Origin of the sequence: Gilliamella sp. CG25, assembly GCF_046635705.1 — a bacterium.
Taxonomy (GTDB): Bacteria; Pseudomonadota; Gammaproteobacteria; order Enterobacterales; family Orbaceae; genus Gilliamella; species Gilliamella apicola_I.
In genome coordinates this window covers 46,118-71,107 of record NZ_JBIDFJ010000006.1, presented here as the reverse complement: position 1 = coordinate 71,107, position 24,990 = coordinate 46,118, and the positions used below count along the sequence as shown (strand labels likewise).

The window sequence follows — 24,990 nt, the reverse complement described above, 5'->3', positions numbered from 1 at the left end:
TGTTAATTATTTTCGGTTGAGTTGGCATTTTTATCTTTCACGTCTTGAATATATTTTTCCAATTCAAAGAAAGATGGTCGTTCATCAGAAAATATCATTTTGCGACCAAATTCAATGCAAATTTGTGGCGCATAATCATGCATACTGGCGATCAATATCACTTTGGTACATTCAAGAGTTTTGACCGTGTCTGAATTTCGTTGCTTTAACAATGCAGCTAAAGGCGAAACAAAACCATAAGCCAATAAAATACCTAAAAACGTTCCTACCATCGCATGTGCAATCAGTTCACCCAGTTCACTTGCTGGTCTATCGGCTTGAGCTAGAGTGTTAATGACCCCCATAACGGCAGCAACAATACCGAAAGCTGGTAAGCCATCACCAATACTTGAAATCGCACTAACCGGTTTTTCGAGTTCATGTTCATAAGTTTCAATTTCTTCACTCATTAGGGCTTCGATTTCATAAACATCCATATTGCCACTAATCATCAGACGCAAGTAATCAGTGATAAAATCTAAAATTCGAGGATTGGCTAAAATAAGCGGATATTGCTTAAACAATTCACTTTCATGTGGATTATCAATATCTCCTTCTATCGATAGTGCGCCACTTTGACGGATTTTAGTTAAAATGGTGTACATTAAATTAATTAGCGTTAAATATAATGCTTTATTGTATTTGGATGATTTAAATAACTGCCCTAATGCTTTGAGCGTTTTTTTGATCACTTTTTTTTCATTACTGACAATAAAAGCGCCGATAGCCGTACCACCAATAATCAAAAATTCTAATGGCTGAAAAAGTACTGCTAAATAACCACCACTAAGTACATAACCTAATAAAGCAGAGGCAATAACAACAATATATCCTATAATGATTAGCATTGGCTTTCTTCTTTCTCCATAAAATAACAGTAAATAGGACTGATATTCCTAATATTTATTTAACTTGCTAACTGCTTTGCAACCTCTGAATTAAAACCATGAGCGACAGATAGCACTTGCAAACATTTAGCCTGATTTTCTTGATGTGTCTTATGATTTTTTTCTGCCCGTGATGGTGGTTGACATAAGCTACAAACAAAACTGTTGTGTGGTTGGTATGCATGCGTGATAAAACGCCCCTTACACTCTTTACAGCATGATTGTTGCATCACTTTACTTTCAACAAATTTAACTAATATCCAAGCTCGAGTTAATCCTAATACTGGTTCTTCGTTATGAGCCGGACATTGTTCAAGATAAAGCTGATAAGCTTTTAAAATCGATTGTATTCCGGGTTTGGTGCCATGTTTCACTAAAAAATGATAAGCATTATAAAAAATACTTGAGTGGATATTCGGTTCCCATGTCATAAACCACGTTGTTGAAAACGGTAACAATCCTTTCGGTGGCGGGCAACCTTGAATTTCTTTATACAATTTTATCAACTTACCACGACTAAGATTTGTTTCACTTTCAAGCATTTGAATTCTGGCACCGAGTGAAATTAAACGAATAGCGAGTTGGACTTCTTTATATGATTGAACGATACTTGTACATCTCATCTTAATTACCTACCTACTTATTGATTGAATCTAACAGTAAACTAGATAAAAGAATCCCTGTATGCATCTGTTTAATATCGCTAATCCGAGAATCTTCAGTCAGTTTTTTAATCATTTCTGAATTTTCAAATCGTAATTGAAATGTTAATTGATTTGTTTCAGATAACACTAACATTTGTGATGTAGTTAAATTACTTATTGCGTCAGCAGTTTCTTCATCAATACCTAATCTAAACATCGCCATCTCTTTGTCTTTTTCAAGCATTCGTTGGCATAACAATAATGTTGAAAGATTTAAATGATGTATACATTTAAGAATATCGTCTTCTAGTATATTACCCAATTTAATCACCAATCCTATTTATTTTATTTCGCAGTAAAAAAACAAAAAACAATCAAAATTTATTATTAACTGTTTTTTTACACATAAAATTACATTTTTAAACGAGAAAGGTCAATAAAAAAATCATTTCAATTTATTTTCGTTTAATTACGCTTTGTTTTACGCAGTTTATTTTTATTTTTCTATGGTTTCACTTTACTTTGTATTCTTTTTATCGCTTGACTATGTAGTTGACTGACTCGTGACTCACTAATATCCATGACTTTTCCAATCTCTTTTAAATTCAGTTCCTCTTGGTAATACAGGGCTAAAATCATCTTTTCTTTTTCGGGTAACTTATCAATTTGTCGAGCGATTTGGTCACGAATTTCGTCATTGATAATAGTCGAAAAAGGATCACTATCTTCACCATGATCGACAATAGCATCGATGTTATCCCCTAATTTTTTCTGCATTTCGTCATAAGAACAGATTTGACTACAATTTGAATCCAACAACGCTTTACGATATTCAGAAATCGATAATTGCAAATATTCTGCAATTTGGTGATCATTCGGCGTGGTACCGAGTTTCTGTTCCAGTTGATTAATGGCTTGAGTAATATCTTTAATCTTTTTCCGAGTTTGTCTTGGTAGCCAGTCCCGACTACGGAGTTCATCTAACATTGCCCCTTTTATTCTCGGTATAGCAAAAGTGGCAAACGTATAGCCTTGAGATACATCATAACGCTTTATCGTATCTAACAGGCCGATGTAACCAACTTGCAGTAAATCATCGAGTTCAATTGTGATAGGCAGACGAACGGCTAATTTTAATGCTTCATTACGAACTAAATGGATATACTGTTGCCAGTCGACTTGATTAATTATGCCTTGCGAGTTATATAAGCTATCATCCATTTTTAGGAGCCAAGGTTAAAAATATGCTTAATACTATTATGTCGTTAACAAGTAGATTTAATGTGATGAATAAAGATATAAAAAAGAGGTAATTATGATTATTAGTAATAACGATATCAAAAATACCGTTATTACTATGTTGTACAATTCAATTGAGTAGAATATCAGATAGATTTAACTCTTACTGTAATAAAGAAAGTACAGATTGTGGCACCTGATTTGCTTGTGCTAAAACTGAAGTACCTGCTTGTTGTAAGATTTGACCACGAGTCATGTTTGAAACTTCAGTTGCATAATCCGCATCTTCAATTCGGCTACGTGCAGAACTTAAATTGTTTACTGTGTTGTTGATGTTAGTTACAGTTGATTCAAAACGGTTTTGCACCGCACCTAATTGACCTCGTAATGCATCAATGTTAGATAGCGCTGCATCAAGGGTTTTTAATGGATCGGCAGTTGGTTTATCAGAAACATTGAAACCCGCTAAACCAAGCTCAGTACTGTCGATTTTTTTCAAATTGATTTCAATGGTTTCACCATCGTTTGCACCTACTTGAATTTTAAGGGTTTTATCTTCTGATAATACTTTTGAACCATTGAAATCAGTTTGTTTAGAAACACGGTCGATCTCTTGTAAACGTTGATCGATTTCGTTTTGGATTGATACTAAATCGCTTTGAGAGTTAGTACCATTTGCAGCTTGAACAGTTAACTCACGAATACGTTGTACGTTGTTATTGATTTCGTTTAATGCACCTTCAGTAGTTTGTGCAAGTGAAATACCATCATTAGCATTACGAGCAGCTTGAGTTAAACCACGAATATTTGATGAAAAACGGTTAGCAATAGCTTGACCTGCCGCATCATCTTTTGCGCTGTTAATACGCATACCAGATGATAAACGTTCAATTGCTGTACCTAGAACGCTTTGTGAATTATTCAGGTTATTTTTTGCCATTAAAGACATAGTATTAGTATTAATTACTTGTGCCATTTTTTTATCTCCTTAATATGATTAGTCAAATCAACGGCATATTGAAGCAAGATGTCCAATATATTTGCTGATAATTAACTTATCGGTAGCAAAATAGGAAACTTTAATAATTTTTATTTTTTGTTGTGTTATCAAACTAAAAGTAAACCCCATAGTTAAAATATCTTTCGATAATTCAGTTTATTAAATCAATAAGAAAGATATTTTATTTTTTAATTTTTTTAAAACCAGCAATCAATCACAAATTTCTTCTAAACTTTTTATGCCAAAAGCCGATATAACAGCTAGATAAGTTATGGTTGATAAATAGTGATTAAATAAGGGCAAAAAATTATGGCAATGAGCATTTTAGGGATTGGTTCTGGTATCGATCTTAATGAAGTATTAAGTCAATTAGAATCCGTTGAAAAAACACGTTTAACCCCGATCACCGCTCAACAAAAAGCGATTAATGCCAAAATCAGTGGCTTCGGTAAGTTAAAAAATGCGTTGAGCTCGTTTAATTCTGCGACTGAAAAACTCCAAAAAAAAGAACTTTTTTATAGTCGAGCATCAGCAGGTAATGACAATTATTTTACCACAACAGTCAATAATAAAGCGGCATTGGGTAATTATGCGGTGACTGTTGATCAGTTGGCGACTTCACACAGTATTGCAACATCAGCCATTAATGATAAGAATACTAATTTAGGTAATGACAATGAAACAAGAACCATTACCATTGAACAAGCTAATGGTCAAAAACTTGAAGTTAACCTGTCTAAGGACGAAACATCATTAGAATCCATTGCCAACGCCATTAATAATGCCAAAGTGGTTAATGAAGATGGGACAACTAGTCATTCAACCATGAGTGCAGCGATTGTTCGCAGTGGTTCAGATAGTTATCAATTAGTTATCACATCGAAAGAAACCGGTGAACAACAAGCCATTACGTCAATTTCGTCGGACGATGAAAAACTCAATAAGATTATTGGATTTAATCATCAGCAACCCGACACAAGTAATATGGTAGAAGTTGCTAAAGCGCAAGATGCTAAATTAACATTTAATGGTGTTGCTATAACAAGTGCTTCAAATACCATTAAAGAAGTGATTGAAGGTGTTGATATCACCTTAAAAGCAACCACCACGACCAGTCAAAATTTAGCTATCACCGCTGATAATGAAAAAGCAGAAACGGCAATAAAAGAATGGGTTGAGGCATTTAATCAATTACAATCAACCATTTCAAGCCTGACTCAATTTACTGCTAAAGAGACCAATTCTGACGAGTTAAGCAACAATAATGGTCCACTAATTGGTGATTCTACGCTACGTAATATCGATCAAAGTATTCGTTCAATCTTTACTAAGGGTCAATCAGGTGAATTTTCTGTTCTTGCCCAAATTGGCGTTAACATGGATAACAAAGGTTCACTTACTATCAATGAAAATCAATTAAAAAAAGCGCTAAGTGAAAATAGTGATGCTGTTGCTACGTTATTTACCGGTGACGGTGAGACCACCGGTATTGCTAATGAAGTATTTAATAAAGTCAGTGGATTTATAGATAGTGAAGGCATGATTGATTCAGCCACCACAGGATTAAATTCAACATTGAAATCGTTAGATAAACGATATGAACAAGTGAACAATTCAATTGAGCAAACCGTCGAACGCTATCGAGTCCAATTTACTAAATTAGATGTTTTAATTAGTTCATTAGACAGTATGAGTAATTATTTAACAACCCAATTCGAAATGATGGCAAACATGAAAAAATAAGGATTAACAATAATGTATAAATTAGGATCTCAAGCTTATGAGCAAGTTAATTTAGAAACATGTGTGAGCCAAGCCTCACCACATCAATTGATCGTATTGCTCTATGATGGCGCACTAAATGCGATCAAACTTGCCAAATTATACATTCAAAAAGGAAACATAGCAGGTAAAGGAATGGCGATATCAAAAGCAATCAATATCGTTGATAACGGACTAAAAAGCTGTTTAGATTTAGAAAAAGGAGGCGAAATTGCCGAAAATTTAGAGCGCTTGTATCACTATATCAGCCAACAATTAGTACTGGCTAATTTATATAACGATCAAGATAAGCTACAAAACTGTTTTGACCTACTCAACAATATTGCTGAATCTTGGCGTGAAATTGCAAAATAAAAAAAGAGATGGTTATGAAAGGAACAACATTATTAAAACACTATGAACAACTTGATTATGTGACAGAACAAATGTTAATCAGCGCACATAAGGAAGATTGGAATACGTTACTGAGTTGGCAAAATCAATACTCACAATTATCTGAAAATATTATAGAACTTGACGGTACCTTAACTACCGAACACGTCCCCACGCAATGTAAAGATAGAGTACGAATGTATATTCAAAATATCTTAAGTTATCAACAGCAAATCAGCCAATTAGTTACCACACGGCATGTTGAATTAGGGGAATTAATCGGAGAAAAAGTCCGTCAACAGAGTAAAATTGAAAATTACCAACACGTCGCTAACTTAATTTAACAGATAAATTTATTAAATATTTGCTAAGTGCAAGATTGAAAATAATGACTGGACATTAACGATCTTGCACTTATATGAATGTTTAATGCATCTTAAACATTCATATTCATGATTTCTTGATAAGCCGCAACAAGTTTGTTACGAACTTGAATACCAAATTGAAGTGAAACCGTCGATTTTTGCATATTCACCATAACTTCATTTAAGGCAATATTGGGGTCACCCAGTTCAAACGCTTTTGCTTGATTTTGAGCCTGTATTTGCGTTTGGCTAATAGAATCCAACGCCATTTTTAGTTCAGTGGCAAAACCGGATTGATTGGAAATTGATTGTTTCTTTTCAAGAAGATTGGGGGCTTTTATCGATGAGAGAACGCTATTGTCAAAATTATTTAAAGTATTCATGTAGTTAAAATTTTAATCTTATTTAAATTGCTCAACTAATCCTCAATTTACCATACAACAAAAAATTTAAATGCCACAAGTAAGGGGAAAATCCTTTTCTTTTTTAGCTATTGATTTTTCTAAATACACAGATAATAAACTCTAGAATTCATCTAATTAGTTTAGAATTAGGATATTTATGACTAGCCAAACTGTCGGTAAAAAAGGCGAATCAATATTAAATAAGTTACCTTTTATCAATCAATTAAAACAAAATCCAAAAATGCTGCTACTTATTGCCGGCGTGGTGATATTAGCCATCTTAAGTATGACTTACTTATGGATGAAAAATGACGATTATGGGGTTTTGTTTAGTAATGTAAGCGACAAAGATGGCGGTGAAATCATTAGTCAATTGGATAAGATGAATATTCCTTATAAATTCACATCATCTGGTTCAACCATCTTAATTCCTGAAGAAAAAGTTTACGATACGCGTTTACGCATTGCTCAACTTGGATTACCAAAAGGGGGCGCCGTTGGCTTTGAATTGCTTGATAAAGAAAGTTTTGGGATGAGCCAATTTAACGAGCAGATCAATTATCAACGTGCTTTAGAAGGTGAACTATCCCGAACAATTTCAATCATTAGTAGTATTGATGATGCCAGAGTGCATTTAGCTATGCCTAAACCCTCATTATTTGTCAGAGAACGAAAATTTCCTTCAGCTTCTGTCGCATTAACCTTATTACCCGGTCGTAGTCTATCACAACGTCAAATTGATGCCATTATTCACCTTATTTCAAGTAGTGTACCGGAATTACAAGCCGATAAAGTTACCATTATCGATCAGCATGGTAATTTACTTACGGGTGAAAATTATCGTGATAAAACATTTAATGTTGCTCATTTAGAATTTAGTGAACGCATTGAAAATAGCGTTCGTGAGCGTGTGGAAAAAATTATTATTCCGATTTTAGGTAAAAAAAATGTCATGGTACAAGTCAATGCTGATATTGACTTTAGTCGACAAGAAACGACATCGGAAACCTTTGATCCAAATAGTGATATCGCTAACCAAACTATTCGCAGTAAACAGCGAATCGAAAATCGTCAAGTGGGTAATAATGCGGGCATAGGCGGCGTCCCCGGTGCACTATCTAATCAACCTGCGCCAACCGCAAGTGCATCAATTGATGAACAACCTGAATCAAAAGAACAAGATGATAAACAAAAAATCTATAATTTACAGTCAAATAATACTTTAAATTACGAAGTTAACCGGCAAGTTGTTCACAGTAAGATACCCGAAGGCAGAATCAAACGTTTATCGGTTGCCGTGTTAGTCAATTATAAATATGTCGATCCAGATGCTAATCATTCAGATTCCGATGTGAATAATGTGTCTGCAACATCTGAAACAGACGAAAAAACAAATGAAGCCAACAACAATACGCCACAATGGGTCAAACTGGATAATGAAGAGCTAAAAAATATTGAAGCGTTAGCTCGTCAAGCAATGGGATATTCAGATTTACGCGGCGATACCTTAACTGTAGCTAATTTAAAATTTAGTGATCAACTTGATGATGAAAATGACGGATTGGCATTTTGGGAAACTCACCAATTTTATGAAAACACTAAAACAGGCATTAAATATCTGATCTATATTTTCATTGCGTGGATAATTTGGCGCAAAGTATTACGTAATGTTTGGATGAAGTTACAACGACAATACTTCAGTACGCCAGATAATACATCAGATACCCAAACAAGTATTGATGAAAAATTAGATTACAAAGCGCACAGTAAACAACAGCAGAAGATATTTGAAGATAATATGCAACAACAGCAGTACATCCGTAAAATTGTTGAGAAGGATCCACGTGTTATGGCGTTAATTATTCGCAGCTGGATCAGTAAAGAGGACAGCAACGAATGAATTTAAATGAATCACAAAAAGCCGCAACAGTTTTAATGGTGTTAGGTGAAGAAATCGCTGCACAAGTGATGCAATATCTCAATCCTAAAGAGGTGCAACAAATCAGTAGTGCGATGATGTCTTTGCCACAGCTTTCACAAGAACAGTTAAAAGGTATTCTTAATGAATGCCAAAAAACACTGGAAGAGTGTGCGGTACTTAATACAGATACCAATGGCTACTTACGTTCAGTATTAGAAAAATCTATTGGTAGTGAAAAAGCTGGTCGTTTACTCGATGAGCTGTTAGGAAAAGATATTGAAGAAGCCACCGACGGTCTTGAAATGCTTAATTTTGTTGATGCTGCTCGAGCTGTTGATTTGGTTAAAAAAGAACATCCACAAATTATTGCCACTATTTTAGTCCATTTACACCGAGATTTAGCGGCGGAAATTCTTAATCTATTTGATGACGATTTACGTAATGATGTAATGTTACGTATTGCCACCTTTGGTGGTGTTGAACCTTCAGCACTCCGATTATTATCTACGTCATTATCAACATTATTACACGGACAAAATATTAAACTTAATAACTTAGGCGGAATCAGAACCGCAGCCGAAATCATTAACTTAATGAAGAGCCAACAAGAAGAGTTGGTTATCAACGCATTACGCGATTACGACAATGAACTTGCACAGAAAATTATTGATGAAATGTTCTTGTTTGAAAATCTGGTTGAAGTGGATGATAGAAGCATCCAACGTCTACTTAAAGATGTCGATAACGAGACGCTCATTATTGCATTAAAAGGTGCATCAATTGCATTACGTGATAAGTTACTTAGCAACATGTCACAACGCGCAGCCTCTATTTTACGTGAAGATCTTGAAAACAGACCACCGGTGCGCTTATCACAAGTGGAAACGGAGCAGAAGAAAATCTTGGTTATTGCGCGTCGCTTAGCTGAAACCGGTGAAGTTATCTTAAGTAGCGGTGACGACGAATATGTGTAATAGTTCAGATAAATTAAGCTGGGAACCGCTCTGTTTTCAGGATTTATCGTCATCAGGCTTTTCACCATTAACACAACAATCTATGGCTACTCAGGTTGACGAAGTAGAAAGTGAGCCTGAGCCAGAACACATAGATGTTGTACCGGCTCCCTCTATCAGTGAAGAAGAGTTAGAACTGTTAAAGCAAGAAGCAAAATCACAAGCCTATCAAGAAGGATTCGAACAAGGTCATAAAGAGGGCTTTGAAAATGGCAAACAATCTGGGTATGACCAAGGATATTTAGTTGGTCAACAGCAAGGTCGTGAACAGATTGAACAACAACTTGATGATGAAAAAAAGCAAGCTGTTCAAGCTATCACACACTTAATCAACAATTTTGAGCAATCCATTAAAGAGATTGACGAATTAATTGTGCCTCAATTATTTGATTTGGCATTAGTTGCAGCACAAAAAACGGTTGGTAGCCTATCTAAAGTTAAACAAAAGCAATTAATGCACACGATTAATCAATTAGTTGAACAATGTTCTATGTTATCTGATCCAATCGTATTACACCTTAACCCTGCTGATTTACGCTGGTTAGAACCGATGTTAAATGATGATATTAATCCACACCAATGGCAATTTATTGCTGATGCAAATGTTGAAGAAGGCGGATGTAAATTATTGACAGATACCAACGAAGTGAATAGCAATATTAATCAACATTGGCAAATGATGTCTGATCACTTACAAGGCGAGAACCATTAACGTGCGATACTCAAGTCAATGGTCAACCAAACTCCTTCAAGCAACAAACCAGCTTAAAGATTTATCATTGATTCGTCATTATGGTCGATTAGTAAAAGCGTCTGGGCTAGTCCTTGAAGCAGTCGGATTAAAATTACCATTAGGCTCCAACTGTTATATTGAAAGACAGTGCCAAGGTCATATCGATGCCGTTGAATGCGAAGTGGTAGGGTTTAATGCACATACACTTTACCTAATGCCATTCGAATCCACTGACGGTATTTTACTGGGCGCAAGAGTGTACACCGCACAATACGATTTAGCCCATTTTAGTCACAAATTATTACCGGTTGGTATGACGTTATTGGGGCGAGTTGTTGACGCAATGGGAAAACCGTTAGACGGAAAACCCTTACCGGAAAATGTCGAGTATCAAGGCTTATCGAGTAAAACACTCAATCCATTACAACGTACGCCCATTCATCAAGTGCTCGATGTAGGGGTTAGAGCAATCAATGCTCTACTCACCGTTGGGCAAGGACAGCGAATGGGGTTATTTGCCGGTTCGGGCGTCGGTAAAAGTGTGTTACTCGGTATGATGGCACGTTACACCCAAGCAGATGTTATTGTCGTTGGTTTAATCGGCGAACGGGGACGAGAAGTTAAAGACTTTATCGAAAATATTTTAGGCGAAGAAGGACTGTCACGCGCTGTCGTGGTAGCAGCGCCAGCGGATGTATCACCATTATTACGTTTACAAGGGGCGACTTACGCCACCAAAATTGCGGAATCTTTTCGTGAACAAGGATTAAATGTCCTTTTAATTATGGATTCGCTCACTCGCTATGCAATGGCACAGCGTGAAATTGCCTTAGCTATCGGTGAGCCACCAGCGACGAAAGGTTATCCCCCTTCGGTATTTGCTAAATTACCCGCTCTGGTTGAAAGAGCCGGTAATGATAATCATGGTAAAGGCGCAATTACCGCATTTTATACCGTTTTAACCGAGGGGGATGATCAGCAAGATCCGATTGCTGATTCAGCCCGGGCTATTTTAGACGGGCACATCGTACTTTCACGCTCACTTGCTGAATCGGGTCATTATCCAGCTATTGATATAGAAGCCTCCATTAGCCGTGTTATGACTGATCTCACCGCGCCTGAAGATGAGAAAAAATCACGTCTGTTCAAACAACTGTTTTCGAGCTTTCAACGTAATCGTGATTTAATCAATGTTGGTGCTTATGTCGCCGGTACTGATCCTTTATTAGATAAAGCAATTACGCTATTTCCGGCTATGCAAACCTTTTTACAGCAAGGGATTAATGAACATTGTAGTTATCAAGAAGCCTATCAACAGCTAGTTGCAATTGTTGATCCTAACGCCATGGGATCGTAAGGAAGTATCATGAACAATAAAAATTCGACACAACATGCTTTTTTAACCTTAAAACAGTTAGCACAAAAATCGATTGATGATAGTTTAATTCGATTAAAAAAAGCAAACGAAAGTCATCAACAAGCACAATCACAACTTAAGGTACTTAATGATTATTACGCTGAATATCAACAGCAATTAAATAGCGCTTTATCGAATGGTATTAAAGGATGCGAATTAACTAATTTTACCGCATTTATAGCCAATATTGAGCAAGGTATCGAACAACAAAAAAAATTGCTACTCACATTAGCGATTAAACAACAACAGATAACCAACGAACTTAATCAATCCAATAAAAGTTTGAATACCTATACCACGTTATTAGAAAAACAGCACAAAAAGCAATTACAACTTCAAAATCGAATACAGCAAAAAATGACGGATGAATTTGCCCAGCAACAGTTATCAAGGAGAGTATTACATGAATATTAATTTAAATAGTGATATGCAATTAATATCAACGAATCCATCTAAACAACTTGATGAGGAAGCTAATGTGAATGATGCGAATCTTTTTCAGCAGTTATTGGCTGACAATGAAAAGCCGTTATCGCATCCAGAACAGCCAAACAACCTAAATCAAATTGACTATGAGGGATGTGAATTTGATGATCAAAACAATAGTCTTGATGGATTAATCTTCCCTGTTTTCCCTTATGATACCAGTATGATTCAATCGGAAATGCGTGACAAATTACCGGCAAGTCATCTTTCATATCATCTTAATAGTGCAATCAATAGATTAAATTCTTTCGCATCAGACATCACTGATGACGATCAACGATTACCCGTTAATAGCCTTGATGAGCGTGAAGCAATAATCGATGAACTTTCATTGCAAAACAATATGGCAATAAAGGGAAGTAACCCACATCATTTTAATGCGAACTTAAATAACACTGAAATAGCCACTTTGAAAAAGAGTTCAAATCGTCAATTATCAGCCGTCGCAAATAATTGTTTTCCGTTGAATAATGCTAGAGCAGAATTACAAAACCAACAACGTCATGTTTCGATACAGCAGTTCACAAGCGATATGACTATCAATCAAGAGACAGCAATAACCACATTGTCGCATGGACAAGATCCAACAGGGGTAATGTTGACGCCTGCAAAAATCACCACGTCGATAAACTTGCCTGTCGCAGTCACAAATCAACAATGGCCGTCATCACTTACTGAGCAGATCATCATGTTTAACCGGCAAGGGATTCAAACGGCGAATATTAAACTTAATCCTCAAGAGCTAGGTTCATTACATATAAAATTGGATATGTTGGAAGATAAAATGAACTTGCATATGATGGCTGCTCATGCCGTAGTCAAAAGCGTTTTAGAATCTGCCTTACCCTATTTGAAAAGTTCGCTTGAAGAGCAAGGTATCACACTAGAGCAAGCCGATATTAGTGACTTTTCAATGATGAACGATGCTGATCAGTCGGCGCAATATCAACAATCAAAGAATCGTCAAACACCAATAATCGAACATTCAAATGTCATTGAGGAAATTCATCAACCTAGTCAGGTTAGTCACCATTTGGCAAAATCGGGGTTGAGTATATTTGCGTAAAGCTGAGTAAGGCATTGCATTTATTTTTTTAAATGATGAGCAAATAAAAAGGCTGAATAGGTGATATTTTTATCGCCTATTCTTCAAATCAATTCTGTCAGCTTGATCTATTATTCTTGTATTTTTAACCATTCAATTGGTTATTATTTTTCCAAATTTTAACTGAGATAAGAATAAACATGCCAACTTCCAAGAAAAAAGTGAGTATTTTAAACCTAATACTTATTATCATTACAATGTTAGCATTAGCAACAACTGCCTATTTATGGTTCCAAAATCAGTCTAAAAATACAATTAAAGCTAAAGAAGAGCCACCTGTTTTATCACCGGTATTTTTAACACTAAAACCGTTTACAATTTCATTACCAACTTCAGAAGATAGTACAGAAATTAACAAAGTTCTCTATGTTGGTATGGTATTACGTGTTGCTGACGAAGAACAAAAATCAGTACTTTTAGAGTATTTACCGGAAGTCAGAAGCGATGTATTGCTGTTAACCTCTAAACAATATGTCAATAATTTAAAGCTTGAAACAGGTAAACTTGATTTGCAAGAGCAAATCAAAGTCGCTCTATCCAGACAATACGATCCTAAACATTCAGTGAAGGTTGATGAAGTATTGTTTACCGATTTTATCATACGGTGATTATCATGCCGGATAAGCAAGCGCCTACGCGTAATATGAATGAGTCTTCTGATAGCTTACCACCGTCTGAAGACAAACCAATGACAACAAATAAGAAAGATCCTGACAATCATATATCATCAAAAAAAATTGAAGTTAAACCTTATGATTTATCTGTCAAACATAGTTTTATTCCTGAACGTTTAACTGCGTTAGAAATTGTGAATGAGCGCTTTGCTCGTCAATTTAGAATAGGTTTATTTAACTTATTAAGACGAAATACGGATGTCATTGCCTCACCGATTGAACCTCAAACTTTTAAAGAGTTTTCACAGATTTCAGCGGCTAACCATTTAAATCTTGTGCACCTCAATCCATTGCGAGGTTCAAGCTTATTTGCGTTTTCGCCTGAGATTATTTATACCGTGGTTGATACTTTATTTGGTGGTGATGGCCATGCTTCGCAACTCGATACAGAAGAACGTGAATTTACCCATACCGAACAGCAAATTATTAAACGCGTACTCGAACTAGCGTTAACGTTTTATCAAAATGCCTGGACAGATATATATTCAATTGAAACTGAATACATTCGTTCAGAAATACAGAGCAAATTCACCAATATCACAAGTTCACCGGATGATGTCGTTTTAACATCAAACTTTAAAGTTGAAATTGGTAATTCTAAAACAACATTCAGTATCTGTATTCCTTATTCAATGGTTGAACCCATTAAAGAGCTGTTAATAAAACCACCAATTGAGCAACAAACGCATCAAGATGATAACATTTGGATGAGTTCTTTAACCAGTGGCATCAAACAATCTACCGTCGAGTTAGTTGCTAACTTTACGACAATTCAAACAACAGTAGACAAACTACTTGCGCTCAAAGTAGATAATATTTTAGTAATCGAAAAACCAACTCTTCTTGATGTTACTGTCGGGGGTGTACCTATATTAAAAGGTCACTATGGAAAAACCCATAAACAATATGCTATTCAAGTAGAACAAGTAATTAATCCTGTATTAGAACAATTGAATGAAGGGGAATTCAATGACTGATAACAAACAAAATAATGACGAAAACCAAGCGAATGATACGCTCAATGATGAACTTATTGCCAAAGAAGCCATTTTTGAAACACTTTCACCTAATCATACAGAAGATAAAAAACAAGATATCAATCTTATTTTAGATATTCCTGTTCATTTAAGTGTCGAACTTGGTCGAACTAAAATGACAATCAAAGATTTACTCAATCTTACTCAAGGATCAGTGATTGCGCTCGACGGACTTGCTGGCGAACCTTTAGATATTTTGATCAATGGTTATTTGATTGCTCAAGGCGAAATTGTCGTTGTTGGTGATAATTACGGTGTCCGTATTACCGATATTATAACTCCTTCCGAGCGTGTGCGCAGACTGAGCCGTTAATGGCGATAAACCTAAAAAATATGACTAAGATCTCAACCTCAAGTACCCACACTATCACGAGCAATACTGTATCGTCATCATCTGAATTAAATCTTTACAGTCAAATGGGCACATCAATTGGCACGGCGCTAATTGGTGTCATTTTTATGATTCTATTGTTAGGTTGGATAGTTAAACGTCTGGGTCATAATAAGAAACGTAATGCATTTATTGATGTTAAAGCAACGCATTGCATTAGTCCAAAAGAACGAATCATGTTAGTTGAGGTGGATAAGCAATTATTGGTTGTCGGTATCACTTCGCATCATATGACGTTGCTACATACCATTGATGAACAACGTGCCGAAAAATTATTATCACAATCAACACCCGTTGCTAAATCAGCTGATAACAATGTGTTCAAGCAAATCTTGCAATCAGCGTTAAAACGAAAAAGGAGTGATGCCTTGTGCGGTTAAAAATTTTTATATTGCTAACGACATTATTAAGCTTATTGTTTTTTAGCCGATTTTGTTTTGCCGATCCTTCATCACTCCCGTTTATGACTGAAACAATACAAAATGGTGAACATAGTTGGTCATTACCTGTTGAAACATTGGTATTTTTAACGTTACTCACGTTTATACCTGCTATTTTACTTTTGATGACCAGTTTTACCCGAATCATCATTGTATTGGGATTATTACGCAATGCGCTTGGCACGCAATCAGCCCCACCCAACCAAGTTATTTTGGGCATTGCACTATTTATGACATTTTTTATTATGTCACCGGTGATCGATAAAATTTATCAAGATGCTTATATTCCTTATTCACAAAATCAAATCACGATGCAAGAAGGCTTAACAACAGCTGCAAAACCATTACGCGAATTTATGCTAAGCCAAACACGGGAAAATGATCTTGCCTTATTTATGAATATGTCTCATGTCAACGAAGTTGAAACACGAGAACAAGTGCCATTGAATGTACTAGTACCTGCCTTTGTCGTCAGTGAATTAAAAACAGCCTTCCAAATTGGTTTTACGATTTTTATTCCCTTTTTAGTCATTGATTTAGTTGTTGCAAGTACGTTAATGGCATTAGGCATGATGATGGTACCACCTGCAACCGTATCTCTACCATTCAAATTAATGTTGTTTGTTTTAGCGGATGGTTGGCATTTGTTACTAGGTTCACTGGCACAGAGCTTTTTTAGTTGAAAAACATAAACTCAAGATTCTTAAATTAAGGAAAATTATGTCACCTGATTCGATTAGTACGCTTGCCATTCAAGCTGTCAAAGTCGCAGCCTCACTTGCTGGCCCTTTACTTTTAGCTGCATTGGTGACCGGCTTGATTATTAGTTTATTACAAGCTGCAACACAAATTAACGAAATGACCTTATCTTTCATTCCTAAAATTTTAGCGGTGATTGTCGTCTTAATTGTTTTAGGGCCATCAATGCTATCGACAATGACTGACTATATTAAAATTGTTATTACCAACATTCCAAATCTAACCAGCTAAATTTAATGGAATTTGATATTAATTATCTATTTGATATTGATTTTTTTTCTTGGGTTAAAAACTCGTTTTTACCGTTTGTACGTATTTTAGCACTAGTAATGGTTGCTCCCATTACTGGCGAAAAAGAAGTACCTAACCGCGTCAAAATTGGTTTGGCTTTACTCATTGCACTTTTGTTACCATTACCCCCGACCGATGAGCCTGTAACACTCTATTCATTAATGGGTATTTGGATGATTGCGCAGCAAGTTATCATCGGTGTATTAATGGGTCTTGCTATGCAACTTGCCTTTATGACCATGAGAGTAGCTGGTGAATTAATTGGTATGCAAATGGGGCTAGGTATGGCTACGTTTTTTGATCCTATTGGTGGGCCATCTACATCGGTATTATCACGTTTCATCAACATCATCGCTTTGTTAATTTTTCTTAGTTTAGATTGTCATTTATGGTTATTGTATGGACTAGCCAATAGTTTTGACATCATTCCAATAACAACTTTACCGTTAAAAGCAAATGGCGTTCTTACTTTGATTGATATCAGCCGATTACTATTTATTAATGGGATAATGTTAGCATTACCCTTAATGGCTTTGTTGTTAATTATCAATATGGCGTTAGGGCTATTAAATAGAATGACTCCTCAACTATCCATTTTTGTTATTGGTTATCCCCTAACCTTATTATTAGGGTTAATCATGCTCACATATTTAATGTCGATGTTACCCGCTTTTGCCGAATTTGTGTTTGAACAGATATTTGAATATATATCAACAATGCTAATAGCATTAGCCGGTTAAATAATTTAAGCAAAGTATCCTAAAAGGAGCGATAAAACAGTTATTGCATATTGTAATTTATATAGATGAAAGATCGTTCTAAGTAATAAAACTCTCGGAGAGAAACCTTTTGACGGTTGGTTAAAATAAAAAATATTTATGCGGTAGTTTAACAAATTGAATCGGTATCTTCAGTTAAATTACCACATAAATTATCATTATTTTTATCTACTTTTAAGCTCTTCTCGAGCCATTTTTTTCATTTTTTGTTCGATTCGTTGACGTTTTAAAGGAGAAAGATAGTCAACAAATAGCTTACCTTTTAAATGATCCATTTCATGTTGAATGCATATCGCAAGAAGTTCATCGGCATCAATTTGGTAAGGGTTTCCATTGCGATCGAGCGCTTTAATCTTAATTTTTTCAGCTCTTGGTACAAATCCTCGACAATCTGGAATGGATAAACAACCCTCTTCTATGCCTGTCTCCCCCTCTTGGCTAATCACTTCTGGGTTAATGATTACATAAACATTACTGCGATCTTCTGTTACATCAATGACAATAATTTGTTCATGCACATTAACTTGAGTGGCGGCAAGTCCAATACCATTATGCTCATACATGGTCTCAATCATATTATCTATAATGGTTTGTAGTTCGGGTGTAAATGCTGTCACTGGTTTTGCAACTTTGCGTAATCGCTCATCAGGAAAACGTAATACCGGTAAAATAGCCATAATTTCTTCGATCTACTCCTCAATTGTCAGGTTTTTCAGATTTAAATACATTGTAAACATTTATGATGCTGGTGAATAGCATTTGTTAACTATTGATAAAATATATCTCACCAATTCACGAAACCACACTTTTATAAAATGATAAAACAATGATGAGTAAATATGAGTTCTTATTACGAATTTCAATGCTGGGACAAGAAAAACGTGCCATTTTTAAAAAAATGAGTCAGTTTTTTAAAAATGGATTGCCAAATACAATCAATAATGTTGCATTTTTTCTCGAAAAGCTTGGATTGAATGAAATGCAACAAGAACGCTTTTTGGCTACTTCATACCTTCATTTTGAACCTGTGCTTGATTGGCTCAATAGTGATGGTTTGTCTAAAACGCTTATTACCTATTGTGATCCTGATTATCCACCACTACTCAAACAAATTAGCGCATCGCCTTTATTACTTTTTGTTATGGGGAATAAACAGTTACTGCAAACACCTCAAATTGCCATGGTCGGTAGCCGTCAATTTAGTGAATATGGTGCACAATGGGGACGCTATTTTGCGGGGGAATTGGCAATAAATGGTTTAACAGTAACTAGCGGTTTAGCGTTGGGACTAGATGCAATTTGTCATCGAGGCGCATTAGAGGTATCGGGCGATACTATAGCCGTTTTAGGAAGTGGGCTTGCTAAAATAGCACCGCGATCAAACTTAAAACTTGCCCATGATATTTTGGCACAAAATGGCGCTTTAGTTTCTGAATTTTTGCCCTTTGAAGCAGCAAGAACAGAATATTTTCCAAGACGAAACCGGATAATAAGCGGATTAAGTCTGGGTACTTTTGTGGTTGAAGCTTCGGAAAAAAGTGGCTCATTGATTACTGCGCGTTATGCCTTAGAACAAAATCGAGATGTATTTGCTTTACCGGGTGAAATTAATAACGAAAACAGTCGTGGTACGCATGCTTTAATTCAGCAAGGAGCCTATTTAGTCACAAAACCAACTGATATTTTAGAGCATTATTCTCATTATCTATCAACTATCAAGCCATTAACGTCGCAATCTGTAAAATTCGTTGAAACTATGTTATATCCTGAAATTTTTGCTTTAATTCGTCATCAACCTATTCCAGTTGATATTATTGCTCAACAGTTAAATTTATCGATTCCTGATTTGACAATTAAATTGTTAGATATGGAGCTTGCTGGTTTAATTAAGACGGTAACAGGTGGGTATATTCGTAACGTTACGGTTTAATTTAGTTATATTTTACAGCCATACTATTTTTAACATCAAACATCCGCCGATTAAGGTCAGCGGATGAACACAAGTTATAAGCTATTCTTCGTCGATTTCTAAGGCAATTTCCGACAAAATAATTCCGGTGTTATCGGCATAAACAAAATCACCAGAAAAGAAGGTCACCCCCCCAAAATTGACTCTAATGTCTACTTCACCAATACCTTGATCTTCTGCACCTACGGGTATCGCCGCTAACGCTTGAATACCAATATCTGCTTCTGCCAGATAATCTACTTGTCGAACCGCGCCATAAACAATGATGCCTTCCCATTGATTTTGAACAGCAATATCAATCAATTCTGCATCAATCAATGCTCGACGAACCGATCCTCCGCCATCAATAACTAGAATTTTACCTGCACCATTAGATTGCAAGATTTCGTATAATAATCCGTTATCTTCAAAACATTTAACTGTTACGGCTTGACCTGAAAATGATGCAACCCCACCAAAATTAGTGAAAATTGGTTCTACTACGTTAACATCTTCCGGATAATAATCACAAAGAATTGAAGTATCAAACTCCATTGCCAAGCCTCCTTTAGCCTTTATATTTTAGTTTATCTAGTATAACGCTTACATAGCGTTACAAGATACCGAATTTAAATAAACGTGAGCTAGTTCAAAATAATTCCCAAACAATAAAGTAAATTAGTGAATAATGCAAGTTTGACCATCTGTAATAATAAAGGGATAGCATCCTTAGCTACCTTAAATCGAAAAACAGCATAAATATGGTAAATAAATAGCGGTAGCGTTATCAAAAATAACCACCGCCAAATGGTATGTAACTGATGACTAGCAAAAAGTGCCAATAAAATAAATGCAGTCACAATTAGAAATAGATGATAAAAGCGAGCTTTGGTTTGTCCCATTAAGACCACTAACGTACGCTTATGGCAATTTCGATCGCTATCAATATCACGTAAATTGTTAATATTGAGTACGGCCACTGACAACAATCCACAACCTAAAGCAGGTAGAATAATTAAATTTGATAATGATTTTGTTTGCAGGTAGTAACTTCCTATTACACCAACTAGCCCAAAAAATATTAAAACGGATAAATCGCCAAAGCCACTATAGCCATAAGGCTTGTTGCCAATAGTATAGGTAATAGCAGCAATAATAGATAGCAAGCCTAATAATATAAAACTGAATAATTCATATCGGTTGTTGCAAGCAACGTGTAATAGACATAGCCCGGATAAAATACAACAAATTATATTGATGATTAACGCTATTTTTAACTGTTTTAATGTGATTAACCCCAATTGAATACCACGAGTATGAGCGGTTATATTACATTTATCACTTCCTTTAACTGCATCACCGTAATCGTTAGCTAAATTTGACAGAATTTGTAACAACGATGCAGTACTAATAGATAATAACATGATCCGATAATCAAATTGTTGTTGCCAATAAGCCAGCGCATTACCGACTAATATCGCACATAAAGAAAGGGGTAACGTTTTTAAGCGTAGGCTAATAATCCATGGATAATATTTCATTCACTACAACACAAGATATCTATCTAAAACATTAGCAAAATATCATAACAGGAAAAACGAATAATTCGACTTTGATAATGAAAATCTTTTTTAGTAATGCATTACGCAACTTAACATTCGTTAATTGTCATCATAACTACTAAGACAATTAACGAATTATTGGAAGTGGTTTGATAAATAAAAAGTTCAATAAGATTAAATCAACTGCCGTTTAGATTGTATTTTCGCTTTTCTCTTTCTGAAAAATTTACGTATTCGACCTTCTCTTAATGCAGCAATAAGAATGCCCATTATGCTGTATATCGCACCTAATAAGAGTATCATCAATATATTGTGCCAATTATCTGCTAGCCCAAGTCCCATTTGATTCACACCTGCAATCATGTTAGTCGCCCATGTTGACGGCAATAAATATGAGACAAATTGAACCCAATGAGGCATAGCATCAATTGGCCAAATGGTACCGGATAGATAAAACACAGGCGTCGTCAAAAATGCCAATGTCAGATATATCATTTCAGTTTTGCGCAAACACTCAGTCAACAATTTACTTAAACCCAAAGCACCGAGTAATAGTGGAAATGTCATGATTAGTATTTCAGTAAGGCTAGCTAACTGACGATAACCAAGTACCCAAGGCCATAATCCAAAAAGCACGATGGATAAAAAAAGCCAGATTGGTAATAAACCAAATAAGCTACCAAAAATTACAATTTTTGGCGGTTTTCCTTGTGGCAAGGAGTTTAACGTAATGTTAGTGCGTGTTGCAGCGATTAAAAATGAGTGCTGCAATAACATCACTAATAAGCCAGGAAAAGTGATGGCTGCAAAGCTTATGCCAGCATTGTATAGCGGTTCTGTTTGACCTTTAATTGGCGATAGTATGATGTCGATCTGTTTATCGGTAAATCCAGCATTTCGCATAATCCGTGTATTATATTGAGTTAATATTTGCTGATAGATTCCTCGAATATCCACCTGTATCAAACCATTAGCTAAACGACTTGAAGCATCACCATAGGCTGGTATTGTGACTTCTTCACCATTTAAGATCTTTTTTTCAAAATTTCTTGGAATAGTAAATACCGCAAACAGTTTACGATTATTGATATCATCATATGCTTGTAATGAATTTTCATAAGTAATGGCTTCAATCTTTGAACTGGTGTTTAAAGAACGTATTAGGCTTCGACTAGTCGCCGTATGATCTTGATCAACAATTGCTACCGGCAAATTTGTAATAGTGCCATTAATATAAACTAAACTCATCAAAGAAACCGATAAAAGTAATAATAACCACATCGGTCGCATTAACATGTAAAAGAATATTTTTATAAACGAAGACCAAAATATTTTAATCATCTTACTTATCCTCTTACTGTGAATGCAAACGTTTCACTAAACGTTTTCTGACTAACACGGTAATAATTATTGGATAGATCATTAAAATACCGCAGGTTTTTAATACTGAAAGATAACTTGAATGTCGTAAAAAAAGGTCAAATAATTTATTTAGTGCATACGTTAATGGCTCAAGGGATGATATAAATCTGGCTATCCATGGCATAGAAAGTTCGGGTACAACAATACCAGAGTAAGTTAATGCCAATCCGACTAGCACACCGATATAGGTATACGCATCAATAGACGTTTTCGTAAAGGTATACAGTAAAATACCAATACTTTGTGCCGCTATGACATAAAAAAACACCACCGTCATCATCGCAAACGGGGATCCTGATACCCTGGCATGCGAAAACAAAACTAACATCGCAATTTCGAAAATGAGTAACATGGTATACCAAATGGTATACGGCGCTAATTTTCCAAGCACAAAGGGATAATTAGGGCGGGTTCGCTTAGGTAATTGCGACAGGATATAGATTGTTGTAGTAACAACAAATAATTGTAATAAATGTACAACCGCCGAAAACTGTTGGAAGTACATTGAGTTACCGCTAGCATTAAATAGCCCATCATAATTGAAATTCACTTTGGCAAGTGGTGGAACGGGTAACCCGACACTGGTCGCTAACGTTGTTCGATATTCAGTATTTAACGCCGCAATTAACCCCGAATAATCCATAATGGAGTATAACCCTGCACTGTAATATAACGCATTATAATAAAGCATTGGGGTAGGTTGACGACCAGATAAAACATCCGCTTCAAAATTGGGTGGAATATACAATATGGCATAAATTTTTGCTTCTTGTAAATCCCGTTCAGCCTCGGAAAGTTGGCTATCGTAATTAATCAGGTTGGCATGCGCACCCGCATTAAGATTACGCACAATTTCACGTGATAAAACACTTTTATCCTGATCGATATAGCCAACGGGTAAATCGAACAAAACACCGCGATAAAAGATACTACTGATTAAGACAAAAATAATCAGTGGTAAGATCCACATTAACCAATGAAAAGTGAACCGCTTGAATATTTGCGGCACTTCGTCATTAAATGCATCTTTAAAACGTGTCCAAAAGTCCAACATTAATTGTCCAATTTCCATAAAGTACTCATACCCGCACGTAAACCTTCTACATGATGAATTGGATATAATCTGACTTCAAACGTTTTCAAATCAAAATCGCCCGTTGCACGAGTTGCACGCTTGGTTGCATAATCTCCCATTGGGGCAATGTAACGAACTTCTGCTTCGATTTCTTTATTTCCTAGTGCCGGCACTTCTAACTTAATACGATCCCCTTTGTGAACGTTCGGCATAATATTTTCTCGAAGATTAAACACAAAGTAGGCATCCGGTAATCGAATCACTGTTAATAACGGACTATTCGCATTAAATAATTCCCCTACCTCAGCCGGTATTGAACCAATTTCACCGCCAACAGGGGCTTTAACTTGAAGATCATCATATTGAATTTGTAATTGCTTGAGTTGCTCTTCTGCTTCTTTTAATTTGGCTGCATAAATTTCACGCTGTTCTATACGATCACCATTTTTAGCTTGATCTAAATTAGCCTGTGCAGATTGTACCTGTTGAAAAGCAGCATCACGTGTTTTTAATGCATTATCCAATATTGACTGTGATACAAACCCTTTTGCAGATATTGCTTTATTACGGTCATATTCTTTTGATGCATTATCATAAGCGACTTTTGCTTGTTCAAGTAATGCTTCGTAATAACGTATGCTTTCTTCACGCGTACCATGTTCGGAAAGTGCCACCTGAGCTTTAGCTTGATCTCGTGCGGCTTCAGCCGCTTTCACTTGCGCTAATAATTCAGGACTATCAAGCGTAATTAGAATATCATTAGGCTTTACATCATCACCCCGATTAACGTGAATAAGCTGAACACGCCCTTTGGCTTTTGAAGCCACACTGACATTCGGCGCATCAACCTCACCTTGAAGAATTAACTGGCTATTGTGTGAGCGTATTAGGATCGTCATTGAAATTAAAATAATGATTAACGCAATACTAATAAATATTTTTTTATTCATATAATTTTTTTTAAAGTGTGATGTTAAATGGATAAGATATCAAGATGTTTAGATAAATATTAATAGGATAACATACGTAAAAACTTATTTACTCATTATACGAAAAGTGCTTTATTCGTACAAGTTCACCTTCACTTTATTCCAAATAAAGGCATTAATTGTCTTCTATTTAATAAATATTAAACATTTTATTTTTAATAAAATAAATTATTTTCAATCATTGTAAATCAATATATTAATAGATTTTATTTATAA

General features: G+C 35.6%; 29 protein-coding genes. 17 read left to right on the top strand and 12 right to left on the bottom strand.

All coding sequences use genetic code 11. The features are described 5' to 3' along the window. Positions 1 to 2: 2 nt before the first annotated feature. The 5 genes from motA to ACGH6P_RS06335 form a co-directional block, all read right to left on the bottom strand. A complete protein-coding gene (gene motA / locus ACGH6P_RS06355; protein WP_065558125.1) occupies positions 3 to 887 on the bottom strand; it encodes a flagellar motor stator protein MotA in 885 nt (294 codons plus the stop codon). Between the two features lie 59 nt (positions 888 to 946). Then, on the bottom strand, positions 947 to 1,549 hold the full coding sequence (gene flhC, locus ACGH6P_RS06350) for a flagellar transcriptional regulator FlhC (protein ID WP_267378508.1): 603 nt from the start codon (positions 1,547 to 1,549) through the stop codon (positions 947 to 949). Between the two features lie 13 nt (positions 1,550 to 1,562). After that, on the bottom strand, positions 1,563 to 1,883 hold the full coding sequence (gene flhD / locus ACGH6P_RS06345) for a flagellar transcriptional regulator FlhD (protein WP_411597056.1): 321 nt from the start codon (positions 1,881 to 1,883) through the stop codon (positions 1,563 to 1,565). Between the two features lie 191 nt (positions 1,884 to 2,074). Beyond that, positions 2,075 to 2,791: an RNA polymerase sigma factor FliA gene (locus ACGH6P_RS06340; RefSeq protein WP_411597008.1), complete on the bottom strand. Its 717-nt coding sequence runs from the start codon at positions 2,789 to 2,791 to the stop codon at positions 2,075 to 2,077. Between the two features lie 181 nt (positions 2,792 to 2,972). Continuing rightward, positions 2,973 to 3,785, bottom strand: coding sequence for a flagellin (locus ACGH6P_RS06335; RefSeq protein WP_267349944.1), 813 nt, complete (start codon positions 3,783 to 3,785; stop codon positions 2,973 to 2,975). A gap of 333 nt (positions 3,786 to 4,118) precedes the next feature. On the opposite strand from ACGH6P_RS06335, the gene fliD reads away from it, so the two are divergent. From fliD to fliT, 3 genes are read left to right on the top strand one after another with little or no spacing between them, the layout of a single operon-like run. Next, the gene (gene fliD, locus ACGH6P_RS06330; protein WP_411597007.1) at positions 4,119 to 5,552 is read left to right on the top strand and encodes a flagellar filament capping protein FliD; all 1,434 of its coding nucleotides are present in this window, start codon (positions 4,119 to 4,121) and stop codon (positions 5,550 to 5,552) included. Positions 5,553 to 5,564: 12 nt separating this feature from the next. Next, positions 5,565 to 5,945, top strand: a complete 381-nt coding sequence (gene fliS / locus ACGH6P_RS06325) for a flagellar export chaperone FliS (RefSeq protein ID WP_065558120.1) — start codon at positions 5,565 to 5,567, stop codon at positions 5,943 to 5,945. A 14-nt stretch (positions 5,946 to 5,959) separates the two neighbouring features. Then, the gene (gene fliT, locus ACGH6P_RS06320; protein ID WP_411597006.1) at positions 5,960 to 6,307 is read left to right on the top strand and encodes a flagellar protein FliT; all 348 of its coding nucleotides are present in this window, start codon (positions 5,960 to 5,962) and stop codon (positions 6,305 to 6,307) included. A 92-nt stretch (positions 6,308 to 6,399) separates the two neighbouring features. Here the strand turns inward: fliT and fliE are convergent, their stop codons facing one another. Then, complete coding sequence (gene fliE / locus ACGH6P_RS06315) at positions 6,400 to 6,711, bottom strand: flagellar hook-basal body complex protein FliE (protein ID WP_411597004.1); 312 nt, start codon at positions 6,709 to 6,711, stop codon at positions 6,400 to 6,402. Between the two features lie 178 nt (positions 6,712 to 6,889). On the opposite strand from fliE, the gene fliF reads away from it, so the two are divergent. The 13 genes from fliF to fliR all read left to right on the top strand — a co-directional run bounded on the left by fliF (position 6,890) and on the right by fliR (position 17,739). Continuing rightward, positions 6,890 to 8,632 (top strand): flagellar basal-body MS-ring/collar protein FliF, encoded by a 1,743-nt coding sequence (gene fliF / locus ACGH6P_RS06310; protein ID WP_411597003.1) that lies wholly within the window; start codon positions 6,890 to 6,892, stop codon positions 8,630 to 8,632. After that, positions 8,629 to 9,627: a flagellar motor switch protein FliG gene (fliG, locus tag ACGH6P_RS06305; RefSeq protein WP_220216119.1), complete on the top strand. Its 999-nt coding sequence runs from the start codon at positions 8,629 to 8,631 to the stop codon at positions 9,625 to 9,627. Before fliF ends, fliG begins: the two co-directional genes overlap by 4 nt. After that, positions 9,620 to 10,378, top strand: a complete 759-nt coding sequence (locus ACGH6P_RS06300; RefSeq protein WP_411597002.1) for a FliH/SctL family protein — start codon at positions 9,620 to 9,622, stop codon at positions 10,376 to 10,378. The genes fliG and ACGH6P_RS06300 overlap by 8 nt, the downstream gene beginning before the upstream one ends. Continuing rightward, positions 10,374 to 11,756, top strand: a complete 1,383-nt coding sequence (gene fliI, locus ACGH6P_RS06295) for a flagellar protein export ATPase FliI (protein WP_411597055.1) — start codon at positions 10,374 to 10,376, stop codon at positions 11,754 to 11,756. Before ACGH6P_RS06300 ends, fliI begins: the two co-directional genes overlap by 5 nt. Positions 11,757 to 11,765: 9 nt before the next feature. Then, entirely contained in the window at positions 11,766 to 12,230 is a 465-nt protein-coding gene (gene fliJ / locus ACGH6P_RS06290; protein ID WP_267349957.1) for a flagellar export protein FliJ, read from the top strand. After that, the gene (locus ACGH6P_RS06285; protein WP_411597001.1) at positions 12,220 to 13,368 is read left to right on the top strand and encodes a flagellar hook-length control protein FliK; all 1,149 of its coding nucleotides are present in this window, start codon (positions 12,220 to 12,222) and stop codon (positions 13,366 to 13,368) included. The genes fliJ and ACGH6P_RS06285 overlap by 11 nt, the downstream gene beginning before the upstream one ends. A 179-nt stretch (positions 13,369 to 13,547) precedes the next feature. After that, the gene (locus ACGH6P_RS06280; RefSeq protein ID WP_267349961.1) at positions 13,548 to 14,015 is read left to right on the top strand and encodes a flagellar basal body-associated FliL family protein; all 468 of its coding nucleotides are present in this window, start codon (positions 13,548 to 13,550) and stop codon (positions 14,013 to 14,015) included. A 5-nt stretch (positions 14,016 to 14,020) separates the two neighbouring features. After that, positions 14,021 to 15,058: a flagellar motor switch protein FliM gene (gene fliM / locus ACGH6P_RS06275; protein ID WP_411597000.1), complete on the top strand. Its 1,038-nt coding sequence runs from the start codon at positions 14,021 to 14,023 to the stop codon at positions 15,056 to 15,058. Next, positions 15,051 to 15,431, top strand: a complete 381-nt coding sequence (gene fliN / locus ACGH6P_RS06270) for a flagellar motor switch protein FliN (RefSeq protein ID WP_267360979.1) — start codon at positions 15,051 to 15,053, stop codon at positions 15,429 to 15,431. Before fliM ends, fliN begins: the two co-directional genes overlap by 8 nt. Before the next feature lie 20 nt (positions 15,432 to 15,451). Continuing rightward, positions 15,452 to 15,889, top strand: a complete 438-nt coding sequence (gene fliO / locus ACGH6P_RS06265) for a flagellar biosynthetic protein FliO (RefSeq protein WP_411596998.1) — start codon at positions 15,452 to 15,454, stop codon at positions 15,887 to 15,889. Then, positions 15,880 to 16,632, top strand: a complete 753-nt coding sequence (gene fliP / locus ACGH6P_RS06260; RefSeq protein WP_324101200.1) for a flagellar type III secretion system pore protein FliP — start codon at positions 15,880 to 15,882, stop codon at positions 16,630 to 16,632. Before fliO ends, fliP begins: the two co-directional genes overlap by 10 nt. 37 nt (positions 16,633 to 16,669) lie before the next feature. Beyond that, entirely contained in the window at positions 16,670 to 16,939 is a 270-nt protein-coding gene (fliQ, locus tag ACGH6P_RS06255; RefSeq protein ID WP_065558107.1) for a flagellar biosynthesis protein FliQ, read from the top strand. A gap of 5 nt (positions 16,940 to 16,944) precedes the next feature. Beyond that, entirely contained in the window at positions 16,945 to 17,739 is a 795-nt protein-coding gene (gene fliR, locus ACGH6P_RS06250; protein WP_411596997.1) for a flagellar biosynthetic protein FliR, read from the top strand. Between the two features lie 203 nt (positions 17,740 to 17,942). On the opposite strand, the gene def is transcribed toward fliR, so the two are convergent. After that, positions 17,943 to 18,455: a peptide deformylase gene (gene def, locus ACGH6P_RS06245; RefSeq protein WP_267349971.1), complete on the bottom strand. Its 513-nt coding sequence runs from the start codon at positions 18,453 to 18,455 to the stop codon at positions 17,943 to 17,945. 149 nt (positions 18,456 to 18,604) lie between these two features. On the opposite strand from def, the gene dprA reads away from it, so the two are divergent. Then, positions 18,605 to 19,708, top strand: a complete 1,104-nt coding sequence (gene dprA, locus ACGH6P_RS06240) for a DNA-processing protein DprA (RefSeq protein ID WP_411596996.1) — start codon at positions 18,605 to 18,607, stop codon at positions 19,706 to 19,708. A gap of 81 nt (positions 19,709 to 19,789) precedes the next feature. Here dprA and rraA read toward each other — a convergent pair whose 3' ends face one another. The 5 genes from rraA to ACGH6P_RS06215 all read right to left on the bottom strand — a co-directional run bounded on the left by rraA (position 19,790) and on the right by ACGH6P_RS06215 (position 24,735). Then, on the bottom strand, positions 19,790 to 20,281 hold the full coding sequence (rraA, locus tag ACGH6P_RS06235) for a ribonuclease E activity regulator RraA (protein ID WP_065558104.1): 492 nt from the start codon (positions 20,279 to 20,281) through the stop codon (positions 19,790 to 19,792). A gap of 89 nt (positions 20,282 to 20,370) precedes the next feature. Continuing rightward, on the bottom strand, positions 20,371 to 21,267 hold the full coding sequence (locus ACGH6P_RS06230; protein ID WP_267349975.1) for a 1,4-dihydroxy-2-naphthoate polyprenyltransferase: 897 nt from the start codon (positions 21,265 to 21,267) through the stop codon (positions 20,371 to 20,373). Positions 21,268 to 21,462: 195 nt separating this feature from the next. After that, positions 21,463 to 22,626 (bottom strand): ABC transporter permease, encoded by a 1,164-nt coding sequence (locus tag ACGH6P_RS06225; protein ID WP_411597054.1) that lies wholly within the window; start codon positions 22,624 to 22,626, stop codon positions 21,463 to 21,465. Between the two features lie 16 nt (positions 22,627 to 22,642). Next, positions 22,643 to 23,782: an ABC transporter permease gene (locus ACGH6P_RS06220; protein WP_411596995.1), complete on the bottom strand. Its 1,140-nt coding sequence runs from the start codon at positions 23,780 to 23,782 to the stop codon at positions 22,643 to 22,645. Then, positions 23,764 to 24,735, bottom strand: coding sequence for an HlyD family secretion protein (locus ACGH6P_RS06215; protein ID WP_411596994.1), 972 nt, complete (start codon positions 24,733 to 24,735; stop codon positions 23,764 to 23,766). Before ACGH6P_RS06215 ends, ACGH6P_RS06220 begins: the two co-directional genes overlap by 19 nt. Positions 24,736 to 24,990: the final 255 nt, after the last annotated feature.